General features: G+C 70.7%; 12 protein-coding genes. 2 read left to right on the forward strand and 10 right to left on the reverse strand.

What is annotated here, in order from left to right; translation table 11 throughout:
• Window positions 1-9: 9 nt before the first annotated feature.
• Entirely contained in the window at window positions 10-834 is an 825-nt protein-coding gene (locus ACWDAS_RS00435) for a peptidylprolyl isomerase (protein ID WP_450385998.1), read from the forward strand.
• A 219-nt stretch (window positions 835-1,053) separates the two neighbouring features.
• Window positions 1,054-2,283: a DUF349 domain-containing protein gene (locus tag ACWDAS_RS00440; RefSeq protein WP_450386000.1), complete on the forward strand. Its 1,230-nt coding sequence runs from the start codon at window positions 1,054-1,056 to the stop codon at window positions 2,281-2,283.
• Between the two features lie 78 nt (window positions 2,284-2,361).
• Here ACWDAS_RS00440 and ACWDAS_RS00445 read toward each other — a convergent pair whose 3' ends face one another.
• The 10 genes from ACWDAS_RS00445 to pdxT form a co-directional block, all read right to left on the reverse strand.
• Window positions 2,362-4,821: a RelA/SpoT family protein gene (locus ACWDAS_RS00445; RefSeq protein ID WP_450386002.1), complete on the reverse strand. Its 2,460-nt coding sequence runs from the start codon at window positions 4,819-4,821 to the stop codon at window positions 2,362-2,364.
• A gap of 214 nt (window positions 4,822-5,035) precedes the next feature.
• Window positions 5,036-5,596: an adenine phosphoribosyltransferase gene (locus ACWDAS_RS00450; protein WP_450386004.1), complete on the reverse strand. Its 561-nt coding sequence runs from the start codon at window positions 5,594-5,596 to the stop codon at window positions 5,036-5,038.
• Window positions 5,597-5,651: 55 nt separating this feature from the next.
• Window positions 5,652-6,785 carry a protein translocase subunit SecF gene (gene secF, locus ACWDAS_RS00455; protein WP_450386006.1) on the reverse strand — a complete coding sequence of 378 codons (1,134 nt, stop codon included), beginning with the start codon at window positions 6,783-6,785 and terminating at the stop codon, window positions 5,652-5,654.
• Window positions 6,785-8,545: a protein translocase subunit SecD gene (gene secD / locus ACWDAS_RS00460; RefSeq protein WP_450386008.1), complete on the reverse strand. Its 1,761-nt coding sequence runs from the start codon at window positions 8,543-8,545 to the stop codon at window positions 6,785-6,787. The genes secF and secD overlap by 1 nt, the downstream gene beginning before the upstream one ends.
• Before the next feature lie 107 nt (window positions 8,546-8,652).
• Window positions 8,653-9,060, reverse strand: a complete 408-nt coding sequence (gene yajC / locus ACWDAS_RS00465; RefSeq protein WP_450386010.1) for a preprotein translocase subunit YajC — start codon at window positions 9,058-9,060, stop codon at window positions 8,653-8,655.
• Between the two features lie 161 nt (window positions 9,061-9,221).
• Window positions 9,222-10,286 (reverse strand): Holliday junction branch migration DNA helicase RuvB, encoded by a 1,065-nt coding sequence (gene ruvB, locus ACWDAS_RS00470; protein WP_450386012.1) that lies wholly within the window; start codon window positions 10,284-10,286, stop codon window positions 9,222-9,224.
• 31 nt (window positions 10,287-10,317) lie between these two features.
• Window positions 10,318-10,932 carry a Holliday junction branch migration protein RuvA gene (gene ruvA, locus ACWDAS_RS00475; RefSeq protein ID WP_450386014.1) on the reverse strand — a complete coding sequence of 205 codons (615 nt, stop codon included), beginning with the start codon at window positions 10,930-10,932 and terminating at the stop codon, window positions 10,318-10,320.
• Entirely contained in the window at window positions 10,929-11,459 is a 531-nt protein-coding gene (ruvC, locus tag ACWDAS_RS00480) for a crossover junction endodeoxyribonuclease RuvC (protein WP_450386016.1), read from the reverse strand. The genes ruvA and ruvC overlap by 4 nt, the downstream gene beginning before the upstream one ends.
• 137 nt (window positions 11,460-11,596) lie before the next feature.
• On the reverse strand, window positions 11,597-12,349 hold the full coding sequence (locus ACWDAS_RS00485) for a YebC/PmpR family DNA-binding transcriptional regulator (protein WP_450386018.1): 753 nt from the start codon (window positions 12,347-12,349) through the stop codon (window positions 11,597-11,599).
• A 61-nt stretch (window positions 12,350-12,410) separates the two neighbouring features.
• A complete protein-coding gene (gene pdxT, locus ACWDAS_RS00490; RefSeq protein ID WP_450386020.1) occupies window positions 12,411-13,010 on the reverse strand; it encodes a pyridoxal 5'-phosphate synthase glutaminase subunit PdxT in 600 nt (199 codons plus the stop codon).
• Window positions 13,011-13,063 lie beyond the last annotated feature (53 nt).

Raw genomic sequence — 13,063 nt, forward strand, 5'->3', positions numbered from 1 at the left:
GACGGCTCAGTGGTCACCAAGGATCAGCGGCGGCGCCAGCTCGCCCGGGAGAAGTTCGAGCGGCAGCAGCAGCGCCGTACGGAGGCGCACCACAAGACGGTGCGGCGCAACGCGGTGATCGCCGCCGTGCTCGCGGTCGTCCTCGCGGCGGGCGCCGCGTCGTGGGCGGCCGGCGTCTTCGGCTCGGACGACAAGAACGACAACGCCGCCGCCGCGAGCGCCTCCCCCTCCGCCGCGCCGACGAGCAAGGCGCCCGACCCCTGCGCCAAGCCCGCCGAGGGCGCGGCCGGCACGGAGCAGTGGAAGAAGGAGCCCGAGGTCACCGTCGACACCTCGGCCAAGTACACCTTCACGCTGAAGACGACGTGCGGCGACATCGCGCTGGACCTCGACGCGAAGAACGCCCCGCACACGGTCAACTCCTTCGCCTTCCTGGCCGGCAAGGGCTTCTTCGACCACACCAAGTGCCACCGGCTCACCACCTCAGGCATCTATGTGCTGCAGTGCGGCGACCCGACCGCCCAGGGCTCCGGCGGCCCCGGCTACACGATCCCGGACGAGAACCTGAAGGCGAAGGAGATCGCCAAGGGCACATACCCGGCGGGTACGGTCGCCATGGCCAACACCGGCCAGCCGCACAGCGGCGGAAGCCAGTTCTTCCTCGTCTACAAGGACAGCCCGCTGCCCCCGAACTACACCCCGTTCGGCACGATCAGCGACTCCGGCATGAAGGTGCTGGACAAGATCGCGGCCGCGGGTGAGGCGACCGGCGGCGGAGACGGCGCCCCGAACGCCACTGTGGTGATCGACAAGGCGACGGTCGAGAAGTCCTGATGCCCGTTCCCGCACCCGCGGGTGAATTTCGCGGGTGCGGGATGCGGACAGCCGGGGCACCGGTCGCCTATGTTGGCGTTGTGTAGGGTGCCTGCTCCGATGGCTGCACCAGGGATGGACGCGGACCGTCGGACCGGCCAGGGCACGGCCCGGCCGAATGGAACTGTGGACGATGCCTGCGAGCCGTACAGCGGCCGGGCATCACGTGGAGGAGGCGCTGTGAGCAGCGACCCGTGGGGCCGCGTCGACGAGACGGGGACCGTGTACGTGCGTACGGCCGATGGCGAGCGCGAAGTCGGCTCGTGGCAGGCGGGCTCCCCTGAGGAGGCGCTGGCCTACTTCGAGCGGAAATACGAGGGACTCGTCGTCGAGATCGGCCTCCTCGAACGCCGTGTGAAGACCACCGATCTGTCCCCCAAGGACGCGTTGACCGCGATCGATCACCTGCGTACCGCGGTGACCGAGGCCCATGCCGTGGGCGACCTGGCGGCGCTCGCGAAGCGGCTGGACGCGCTGACCGAGCAGGTGGACGCGCGCCGCGAGGAGCGCAAGGTGGCCAAGGCCAAGGCCTCCGAGGAGGCCAGGACGGCCAAGGAGGACCTGGTCGTCGAGGCCGAGCAGTTGGCGCAGAGCGAGCAGTGGCGGGCCGCCGGCGAGCGGCTGCGCGCCCTGGTCGACACCTGGAAGGGCCTGCCGCGCCTGGACCGCAAGACCGACGACGAGCTGTGGCACCGCTTCAGCCACGCCCGTTCGGTCTTCTCCAAGCGTCGCAAGGCGCACTTCGCGGCGCTCGACGCGCAGCGCGAGGACGCCCGGCGGCGCAAGGAGAAGCTGGTGGAGGAGGCGCAGGCGCTGTCCGGCTCCACCGACTGGGGTCCGACGGCGGCGCGCTACCGCGAGCTGATGGCCGACTGGAAGGCCGCCGGCCGTGCCCAGCGCGAGGCCGAGGACGACCTGTGGAACCGCTTCCGCGGCGCCCAGGACGTCTTCTTCGCGGCCCGCTCCGAGGTCTTCGCCGAGCGCGACACCGAGCAGCGCGAGAACCTCGCGCTGAAGGAGGAGCTGGCCATCGAGGCCGAGAAGCTGCTCCCGGTGACCGACCTGAAGGCGGCGCGCGCGGCCTTCCGCGGCATCAACGAGCGCTGGGAGGCCGTCGGCCACGTGCCGCGCGACGCCCGGCCGCGGATCGAGGGCCGCATGCACGCGGTCGAGCGGGCGATCCAGGAGGCCGAGGAGTCCGAGTGGCGCCGCACCAACCCCGAGGCGCGGGCACGTGCCGCGGGGCTGACCGGGCAACTCCAGGCGGCCGTCGACAAGCTGCGTGAGCAGATCGAGGCGGCGCGGGCGGCGGGGAACACCGCCAAGGCCGACAAGCTGCAGAAGGAGCTGGACGGGCGGCAGGCACTGCTCGACCAGGCGCTCAAGTCCCTGGACGAGTTCGGCGGCTGAGCACGACGAGCGAACGCGAAGGGCCCGTACGCATCGCGTACGGGCCCTTTCGTTGCGCGGCGGCCGGACGGCCGCCGGTCAGCGCTGCCGTGCCGACGTCACGCGGTACACGTCGTAGACGCCCTCGACGCCGCGGACGGCCTTCAGGACGTGCCCGAGGTGCTTGGGGTCGCCCATCTCGAAGGTGAAGCGCGAGGTGGCCACCCGGTCGCGGGACGTCTGGACGGCCGCGGAAAGGATGTTGACGTGCTGGTCGGACAGGACCCGGGTGACGTCCGACAGCAGGCGGGACCGGTCCAGCGCCTCGACCTGGATGGCGACCAGGAAGACCGACGACTGGGTCGGCGCCCACTCGACGTCGATGATCCGCTCGGGCTGCTGCGAGAGCGACTCGACGTTGACGCAGTCGGCCCGGTGGACGGAGACGCCGTTGCCGCGGGTGACGAAGCCGATGATCGGGTCGCCCGGCACCGGGGTGCAGCAGCGGGAGAGCTTGACCCAGACGTCCTTCTCGCCCTTGACGATGACGCCGGGGTCGGCGGCCGAACGCCGCTTGGTGCGGCTGCGCGAGGGGGTCGTGACCTCGGCGATGTCCTCGGTCGCGCCCTCCTCGCCGCCCAGGGCCTCGACGAGCTTGTGCACGACGGACTGGGCGGTGATGTGGCCCTCGCCGATCGCCGCGTAGAGCGCGGAGATGTCGGGGTAGCGCATCTCGTGCGCGAGCGTGACGAGCGAGTCGCCGGTGAGCACCCGCTGGATCGGCAGGTTCTGTTTGCGCATCGCGCGCGCGATGGCTTCCTTGCCCTGCTCGACGGCCTCCTCGCGGCGCTCCTTGGAGAACCAGGCGCGGATCTTGTTCCGGGCGCGCGGGGACTTGACGAAGCCGAGCCAGTCGCGGGACGGGGCGGCGCCCGCCGCCTTGGAGGTGAAGACCTCCACCGTGTCGCCGTTGTCGAGGGTCGACTCCAGCGGCACGAGGCGGCCGTTGACGCGTGCCCCTATCGTGCGGTGGCCGACCTCGGTGTGGACGGCGTACGCGAAGTCGACCGGGGTCGCGCCGGCGGGCAGCGCGATGACATCACCCTTGGGGGTGAAGACGAAGACCTCGTTGCGGGACAGGTCGAAGCGCAGCGACTCCAGGAACTCGCCCGGGTCCTCGGTCTCCTTCTGCCAGTCGAGCAATTGCCGCAGCCACGCCATGTCGTTGACGGCGTCGTCCTTCTTGGCGGACTTGGGGCTGTCGGTGCGCACCTTGGAGGCGCCTGCGACGGCCTCCTGCTTGTACTTCCAGTGCGCCGCGATGCCGTACTCGGCACGGCGGTGCATGTCGAAGGTGCGGATCTGGATCTCGACCGGCTTGCCGCTGGGCCCGATGACCGTCGTGTGCAGCGACTGGTACATGTTGAACTTGGGCATCGCGATGTAGTCCTTGAACCGCCCCGGCACCGGGTTCCACCGCGCGTGGATGGTGCCCAGCGCCGCGTAGCAGTCGCGGACGGTGTCGACCAGGACCCTGATGCCCACCAGGTCGTAGATCTCGGCGAAGTCCCGGCCCCGCACGATCATCTTCTGGTACACGCTGTAGTAGTGCTTCGGGCGGCCGGTGACGGTCGCCTTGATGCGGGCGGCACGCAGGTCCTGCTGCACCTGGTCGGTGACGACCGCCAGGTACTCGTCCCGCTTGGGGGCGCGCTCGGCGACGAGCCGGACGATCTCGTCGTACATCTTGGGGTAGAGGATCGCGAAGGCGAGGTCCTCCAGCTCCCACTTGATGGTGTTCATGCCCAGCCGGTGCGCCAGCGGGGCGTAGATCTCCAGCGTCTCGCGGGCCTTCTTCTCCTGCTTCTCCCGCTTCAGGTAACGCATGGTGCGCATGTTGTGCAGGCGGTCGGCGAGCTTGATGACCAGCACGCGCGGGTCCTTCGCCATGGCGACGACCATCTTGCGCACGGTCTCGGCCTGCGCGGCCTCGCCGAACTTGACCTTGTCCAGCTTGGTGACGCCGTCCACCAGCAGGGCGACCGAGTCGCCGAAGTCGCGGCGCAGCGCGTCGAGGCCGTACTCGGTGTCCTCGACCGTGTCGTGCAGCAGCCCGGCCATCAGCGTCGCCGGATCCATGCCGAGCTCGGCCAGGATCGTGGTGACGGCGAGCGGGTGCGTGATGTACGGGTCGCCGCTCTTGCGCTTCTGGCCGCGGTGCCAGCGTTCTGCGACCTGGTAGGCGCGCTCGATCTGCCGAAGCTGCGACGGGTCGCCCTTGGGGTCGTTGCTGCGGACTATGCGCAGCAGGGGCTCCAGGACCGGGTTGTACGGGCTGGAGCGCTGGACGCCGAGCCGGGCGAGGCGGGCGCGGACACGGTTGGAGGAGGTGGCGGGCCGGTTCGGGGCCACCGTCCCGGGAGTGCGTACGGGCCGGGCGGCGGGGGTCGCCGGTGCGGCGGGCGCGGGCTTGGCACCCTTGCTCTCCGCGGGTGCGGCGGGCGCGACGGGAGGAGCCGCGGAGACGGAAGACGTCTGCTTACCGTCTGCGGCGGTCATCGGCTGAGCCTGCCTGGCCTCTTCTTGCAACGGCACTCCTTATGGGCCCCTCCCGACCGTACGGGGGCGAGGAGGGAAGGTCCGAGTCACCATGGTAGCGATCTGTTCGGGTGAACCGCGTCCCGTCCGGCCCCGGCGGGCCCCGTCAACGCCCGGAGGCGGGCTCCCGGACCGTTTCCACGGCCTGGGAGCCCGCCTCCGGCGAGCCTGGGGCTCAGACGGCGATCAGCGCCTCCAGGGGGGCGCCGGCCAGCGACGGGGCGAGGCGGGCGCGCCCGCCGAGGAAACCCAGCTCCAGGAGGACCGCGACACCCGCGACCTGTGCGCCGGTGCGGCGGATCAGTTCCAGGGACGCCTCGGCGGTGCCGCCGGTGGCGAGCACGTCGTCGATGACCAGGACCCGGTCACCGGCCGTGAACGCGTCCTGGTGGACCTCGATCTCGGCGGTGCCGTACTCCAGCTCGTACGCCTGGCCCAGCGTCGCCCCGGGGAGCTTGCCCGCCTTGCGCACGGGCACGAACCCGAGCCCGGCACGGGCGGCCGCCGGGGCGGCGAGGATGAACCCGCGCGCCTCCAGGCCGACGACCTTGTCGGCGCCGTGCCGGGCGCAGAGCCCGGCCAGAGCGTCGATCAGCGCGTTGAACGCCGCGGGGTCGGCCAGCAGCGGCGTGATGTCCTTGAACATCACGCCCGGCCTGGGGTAGTCGGGCACGTCCCGGATCCGGCTGAGCAGCAGGCTGCGCAGCCCGTCCGGGGTGGCGTCCGTGGTGGTCATCTGTGGTGTTCCTCGGTGCTTCGTCGCTGCGTCTCGTCGATCGGTCGCTTCGTCCTCAGCGGCGCTTGCCGGAGGGACGGTTGCGGCCGCGGTTGCGGGCCGGTTGGGTGCGCTGGCCACCGACGACACCGGCGCCCGCGTGGGCGTCCTCCGGGTCGCCGTCCTCGTCCGCGGAGACCGCGTCCTGCGGCTCGTCCGGGGTGTCCTCGCCCCGGCGGGCGTCGGCGGCGCGCTTGGCGAGCACGCGCTTGCGCAGCGCCTTCATCTGCGGGTCGCGCTCCTTGAGGTCCGCGACCAGCGGTGTCGCGATGAAGATCGAGGAGTACGCACCGGCGGTGAGGCCGACGAAGAGCGACAGGGCGATGTCGTTGAGCATGCCCGCGCCGAGCAGGCCGCCACCGACGAACAGCAGGCCCGCGACCGGGAGCAGCGCCACGACCGTGGTGTTGATCGAGCGCACCAGGGTCTGGTTGAGGCTGCGGTTGGCCAGCTCGCTGTAGGTGTAGCGGTTCTGCTTGGTGATGTCCTTGGTGGACTCCTTCAGACCGTCGAAGACGACGACGGTGTCGTAGAGGGAGTAACCGAGGACGGTCAGCAGACCGATCACGGTGCCCGGCGTGACCTCGAAGCCCACGATCGCGTAGACGCCGATCGTGATCGTGAGGTCGTGGATGAGGGCGATCAGGGCGGCCACGGCCTTGCGCCACTCGAAGGCGATGGCCAGGTAGATCGTGACCAGGACCATGAAGATCACCAGGCCCTGGAAGGCCTTCTTGGAGATCTCATCGCCCCAGCTGGGACCGATGATCTGCGGGTCGATGTCGCCGGCCTTGACGTTCAGGTCCTCGGCGATGTCGCCCTGGATCTTCTTCGCCTCGGTGAGCGAGATGTCGCTGATCTGGACGCGGACGGCGCCCGATCCGAGCTTCTGCACGATGGCCTGGTGGCCACCGGTGTCATTGGCGATCTTGTTCTGGACCTGGCTGACGGACATCTCGGTCTTCGGGGTGGTGAAGACCGCGCCGCCGGAGAACTCGATGCCGAGCTTGAGGCCGTTGACGGCCAGGCCCACGATCGCGGCGATCGTGATCAGCACGGAGACGCCGTACCAGAGCCTGCGCTTGCCGACGAAGTCGTAGGCGATCTCGCCTCGGTGCAGGCGGTGCCCGAGGTTGCCGAGCCGGGACATCAGGCCTCCTTGACGTCGGTACGGGCCGCGGGGCGGCGGGTGCGGCGCAGCGGCGGGTTGACGCCCAGGGCGCGCGGGTCGAGCCCGGACCAGGGGTGTCCGCTGGCGTAGAACTTCTTGCGCGCCAGGATGGTCATCAGCGGCTTGGTGAACAGGAAGACCACGGCCACGTCGAGCAGCGTCGTCAGGCCGAGGGTGAAGGCGAAGCCCTGCACCTTGCCGACCGAGACGATGAAGAGCACGGCGGCGGACAGGAACGACACGAAGTCCGAGACGAGGATCGTGCGACGGGCCCGCGGCCAGCCGCGGGCGACGGCCGGCTGCAGGGAGCGGCCCTCGCGCAGCTCGTCACGGATGCGTTCGAAGAAGACGATGAACGAGTCGGCGGTGATGCCGATGGCGACGATGGCGCCGCAGACCGCGGGCAGGTTGAGCGCGAAGCCGATGGCCGGGCCGAGCAGCGTCATGATCTCGTAGGTGAGGATCGCCGAGACGATGAGGCTGAGGATGGCCACGAAGCTCAGGCCGCGGTAGTACGCGATCAGGTAGAGCACGACCAGGGCCAGGCCGACGCCGCCGGCGATCAGACCGCCGTGCAGCTGCTCGCCGCCGACCGCCGCGGAGACCTTGGTGACGTCCGACTTGTCGAAGGTCAGGGGCAGGGAGCCGTAGGACAGGACGTTGGACAGGTCCTGGGCGCTCTCCTGGGTGAAGCGGCCGTAGATCTCGGCGCTGCCGCTCAGGGTCTGGTTCACCGAGGGGGCGGAGACGACCTCGTTGTCCAGCACGATCGCGAACTGGTTGTTCGGGGCCTGCTGCTGGGAGAGCTGCGAGGTGACCTTCGAGAAGGCCTTGGAGCCGGTGCCGTCGAAGGACAGGGTGACGACCCAGCCGTTGCCGGTCTGGGTGTCGTACTGCGCGGCGGCCTTCTTGACGTTCTTGCCGTCGACCGCGGCGGGGCCGAGGGCGTACTTGGCGGCGCCGTCCTGGCTGCACGCGACGATCTTGTCGGTCGCCTTGGCCTTGAGGTTCAGGTTGGCGCGCGCCTGCTTGTCGGAGCAGTCCAGCGCGGCGAGCTTCGCCTGCAGGTCGGCCGGGATGGAGGTGTCCAGCGTGCTGCCCGGGGCCGCCTGGCTCGCCGAGGGCGACGGGGTCGGCGCGGGCGAGCCGGAGGCCGAGGCGGACGGCGTGGACGATGCCTTCAGCGCGTCGGTGACGGCACGGCCCTGCGTCGAGGCACTGGCGGACGGGGAGCCCGGGGCCTTGGCGCCGGTCGAGGCGCTCGCGGACGGCGAGGACGGGGCCGAGGGCGAGCCCGAGGGGCTTGCGGACGGGGACTCGGAGGTCGCCGGGGTGTTGGGCACCTCGGCGAGCACGGGCCGGAAGTAGAGCTGGGCGGTCGTGCCGACCTGCTGCTCGGCCTGCTCGGCGTTGGTGCCCTTGGGGATGTTGACGATGATGTTCCGGTCGCCCTGGATCTGGCTTTCGGCTTCCGAGACACCGAGACCGTTGACACGCCGGTCGATGATCGCCTTGGCGGTGTCCATGTTGGTCTTGTTGATCGCGTTGGGCTGATCGCTCTTGGCCGTCAGCGTGATGCTCGTACCGCCGGCGAGGTCGATGCCCAGCCGGGGGGTGGTGTGGCCGGAGAGGAACATCCCTCCGGTGAGCGCCACGATGGCCAGCAGGATCACTGCCAGCGCCCGCCCGGGGTACCCCTGGCTCCCCGAGGGCCTACGGCCCCTCTTCGGTGCTGCCACCTTCTCGATTCTCCCTGTCCAACCGCCCTGCGGACCTGCGCGCGCAGCAGGGCGGCACGATGAGTAGTACGGACTTGCCGAACCAGTGAAACGTACCGGCCTGGCCGCTACTTCTTGTCGGTGCCGTCCGTCTTGGGGGCGTCCTCGTCCGCGGACTTGCTGAGGTCGACGTGCTCCTCGGCCGGCTCGTCACTCGTGTCGACGTCGGCCGCCTCGAGCTCGGGCTCCGGCTCGATGCCGTGCACGATGCGGTCGAACTCGGCCTGGTCGAGAACCGCGGCGATGGCGTTCTTCGCGAAGTGCGCGTGAACGCCGTCGGCCAGCTCCAGCAGGACCGTGTCCTCGTTGACCTCCTTGACGACGGCGTACATGCCGCCGATCGTCCGGATGCCCGAACCGGGGGCCATCTGGTCACGCATCTGCGTGGCCTGGCGCTGCCGGTTCTTCGCGGAGCGGGTCATCAGCAGCATGACACCGATGATCAGAACGAAAGGCAGGATTTGAACCAGATTCATGGTGTCTTGACGATCCTTCGCACGGCCGCGGGGGGCCTGGTCTACGGGATTGTGGGTGTCGGTCCCTGAGGACGACGTCGGCGGAGTCTAAGCGTTCGTTCGCCGGTGGAACAACGCCAAGCATTACACCGAGGTTCCTGCGGCGGCGAGTCTCCCCGCCGTCAAGGGCCGAACAGCCCGTCTTGCCCGGGTCCGCCGCCCTGTGGCGGTACGAGTCCAAGGTGCGTCCACGCGGCGGGAGTGGCGACGCGGCCACGGGGCGTGCGCGCCAGCAGCCCCTCGCGCACCAGGAACGGCTCGGCCACCTCCTCCACCGTCTCCCGCTCCTCCCCCACGGCCACCGCCAGGGTCGACAGCCCCACCGGGCCGCCGCCGAAGAGGGTGAGCAGCGCCCGCAGCACGGCCCGGTCCAGCCGGTCCAGGCCGCGTCCGTCGACCTCGTAGACGTCCAGGGCCTTGGCGGCGACCTCGGGGGTGATCAGGCCGTCGGCCTTCACCTGTGCGAAGTCCCGTACGCGGCGCAGGAGTCGGTTGGCGATGCGCGGGGTGCCGCGGGAGCGTCCGGCGATCTCGGCGGCGCCCTCGGCCTCGATCTCGACGTCCAGCAGGCGTGCGGAGCGGTGGATGACCAACTCGAGTTCGGCCGGGGCGTAGAACTCCATGTGGCCGGTGAAGCCGAAGCGGTCGCGCAGCGGCGGCGGCAGCAGGCCGGCCCGGGTGGTGGCGCCGACCAGTGTGAACGGCGGCAGTTCGAGGGGGATGGCGGTGGCGCCGGGCCCCTTGCCGACGATGACGTCGACCCGGAAGTCCTCCATCGCCATGTAGAGCATCTCCTCGGCGGGCCGGGACATCCGGTGGATCTCGTCGAGGAAGAGCACCTCGCCCTCGGCGAGGGAGGAGAGGATCGCCGCGAGGTCGCCGGCGTGCTGGATGGCCGGGCCGGAGGTGATGCGGATGGGGGCGCCCATCTCCGCCGCGATGATCATCGACAGCGTGGTCTTGCCGAGCCCGGGGGCGCCGGAGAGCAGCACGTGGTCCGCGGTGCCACCGCGCCGCCGGGCGGCCTTCAGCACCAGGTCCAGCTGTTCGCGGACCCTTTCCTGGCCGACGAACTCCGCCAGCGCCTTCGGTCGCAGCGCCGCCTCGACGGCCTGGTCCTCGCCGTCTGCGGCGGCGCCGACGAGACGGTCGGCGGTGGTCGGTACGGACTCGTCGTCCCAGTTCACTTCGGTGCGCCTTACGGTCGGCGGGCTACGGTCAGCGGGCTCGGTTCAGGGTCTGCAGGGCGGCCCGCAGGAGGGCCCCGACCTGCGGCTCGGCGCTCGCCTCGGCCTGCGGGGCGACGGCGGCCACGGCCTCCTCCGCCTCACGCGGCTGGTAGCCGAGGCCGATCAGCGCGGCGTGCAGCTGCTCGCGCCACGACGCGGGCGCGGCCGCCACGGCCCTGCGCGCTCCGGCCGCGCCGCCCACGGGGGCGCCGAGGCGGTCCTTGAGCTCCAGCAGCAGGCGCTGGGCGCCCTTCTTGCCGATGCCGGGGACGGCGGTGAGGGCCTTCTCGTCACCGGTGGCGACGGCCAGGCGCAGCGCGTCGGGGGTGTGCACCGCGAGCATGGCCTGGGCCAGCCTGGGGCCGACGCCGCTGGCGGTCTGCAGCAGTTCGAAGACCTGGCGCTCGTCGTCGTCGGCGAAGCCGTAGAGGGTGAGGGAGTCCTCGCGGACGACGAGCGAGGTGGCCAGGCGGGCCTGCTCCCCCACGCGGAGCGCGGCCAGGGTGCCCGGGGAGCACTGGACGGCCATCCCGATGCCGCCGACCTCGATCACGGCCGTGTCCGGGGCGAGGGCGGCGACGGGCCCGCTGACGAAGGCGATCATGTGCTGGGCTCCTGGATTCGTGCTCGGGCGACGGCCTGCTGGAGGCGGTTGGTCGCGGTGCCGCGCCAGATGTGACAGATGGCGAGCGCCAGGGCGTCGGCGGCGTCGGCGGGCTTCGGCGGGGCGTCGAGCCGCAGCAGCCGGGTCACCATGGCGCCGACCTGGGCCTTGTCGGCCCGGCCGCTGCCGGTGACGGCGGCCTTGACCTCGCTGGGGGTGTGCAGATGGACGGGCAGCCCGCGGCGGGACGCGCAGAGGATGGCGACCGCGCTGGCCTGGGCCGTGCCCATCACGGTGCGCACATTGTGCTGGCTGAACACCCGTTCCACGGCGACCGCTTGGGGCGCGTACTCGTCCAGCCAGGCCTCGATGCCGCGCTCGATCAGCACGAGGCGGTGACCGATGTCGGCGTCCGCGGGCGTGCGTACGACCCCGACTCCCGCCATGCGCAACGGTTTCCCCGGGGCCCCGTCCACCACGCCGACGCCGCAGCGGGTCAGCCCCGGGTCAACGCCGAGCACACGCACCGCGCCCCTCCCTCCCTCGGACAACCGTTCAGCGGTTCCTGGAGGCTATCGGGTGCCACCGACAACGACGGCGGCCCGGTGGGGTGTGTTGTCCCCACGGGCCGCCGTGCCTGCCGTGCGTCGTCCTTCCGGACGGCTCAGGCCTCGACCTTCTCCATGATCTCGTCGGAGACGTCGAAGTTGGCGAAGACGTTCTGCACGTCGTCGCTGTCCTCGAGCGCGTCGATGAGCTTGAAGATCTTGCGCGCGCCCTCCTCGTCCAGCTCCACCTGCATGGTGGGGACGAAGTTGGCCTCGGCGGAGTCGTAGTCGATGCCGGCCTCCTGGAGCGCCGAGCGCACCGCGACGAGGTCGGTCGCCTCGCTGAGCACCTCGAAGGACTCACCGAGGTCGTTGACCTCCTCGGCGCCCGCGTCCAGGACCGCGCCGAGCACGTCGTCCTCGTTGAGCTCGCCCTTGGGGACGATCACGACGCCCTTGCGGTTGAACAGGTAGGACACCGAGCCCGGGTCGGCCATGGAGCCGCCGTTGCGGGTCATGGCGACACGCACGTCGGAGGCGGCGCGGTTGCGGTTGTCGGTGAGGCACTCGATGAGCACCGCGACACCGTTGGGGCCGTAGCCCTCGTACATGATCGTCTCGTAGTCGGCACCGCCGGCCTCGAGACCGGCACCGCGCTTGACCGCGCTGTCGATGTTCTTGTTGGGCACCGAGCTCTTCTTAGCCTTCTGGATGGCGTCGAAGAGGGTCGGGTTGCCGGACACGTCGGCGCCGCCGGCACGGGCCGCGACCTCGATGTTCTTGATCAGCTTCGCGAAGAGCTTGCCGCGCTTGGCGTCAATCACGGCCTTCTTGTGCTTCGTCGTAGCCCATTTAGAGTGGCCGGACATCAGCCTGTCTCCTTCACGTCACCGATTGCTTCACGAACACTGCGATCCTACCGGGATCACATCACCGGGCGGAGCGCACCATGTCGACGAAGTACCGGTGCACCCGGTGGTCCCCGGTCAGTTCGGGGTGGAACGAGGTGGCCAGCAGGTTGCCCTGGCGCACGGCGACGATCGTGCCGTCGTCGAGACGGGCCAGCGTGGCGACCCCGCTGCCGGTGGACTCCACCCAGGGGGCGCGGATGAAGACGCCCTCCACCGGGCCGCCGTCGACGCCCTCGACATCGACCGCGGTCTCGAAGGACTCGTTCTGCCGTCCGAAGGCGTTGCGGCGCACGATCATGTCGATCCCGCCGAAGGTCTCCTGGTCGTCCCTGCCGTCCAGGATCTTGTCCGCGAGCATGATCATTCCGGCGCAGGTGCCGTAGACCGGGAGGCCGTCCCGGATCCGGTCCCGCAGCGGCTCCATCACGCCGAAGAGCTTGGCGAGCTTGGACATCGTGGTCGACTCGCCGCCGGGGACCACCAGCCCGTCGACCTCGGCCAGCTCCTCGGCCCGCCGTACCGGGCGGGCCAGGGCGTCTGCCGCGGCGAGGGAGACCAGGTGCTCGCGAACGTCGCCCTGGAGGGCGAGGACTCCGATGGTGGGGGTGCTGCTGGACACGCGTGGGACCTTCCGGAACGTCAGGGCGGGGCGACGGCGGATGGGCAGGCCGT

Source organism: Streptomyces sp. NPDC001070, from assembly GCF_053598835.1.

Coding starts and splice junctions, on each gene's coding strand:
- ACWDAS_RS00445 (WP_450386002.1), bottom strand. CDS start 4,821: ATGACCGCCGCAGACGGTAAGCAGACGTCTTCCGTCTCCGCGGCTCCT.
- ACWDAS_RS00450 (WP_450386004.1), bottom strand. CDS start 5,596: ATGACCACCACGGACGCCACCCCGGACGGGCTGCGCAGCCTGCTGCTC.
- secF (WP_450386006.1), bottom strand. CDS start 6,785: ATGTCCCGGCTCGGCAACCTCGGGCACCGCCTGCACCGAGGCGAGATC.
- yajC (WP_450386010.1), bottom strand. CDS start 9,060: ATGAATCTGGTTCAAATCCTGCCTTTCGTTCTGATCATCGGTGTCATG.
- ruvA (WP_450386014.1), bottom strand. CDS start 10,932: ATGATCGCCTTCGTCAGCGGGCCCGTCGCCGCCCTCGCCCCGGACACG.
- ACWDAS_RS00485 (WP_450386018.1), bottom strand. CDS start 12,349: ATGTCCGGCCACTCTAAATGGGCTACGACGAAGCACAAGAAGGCCGTG.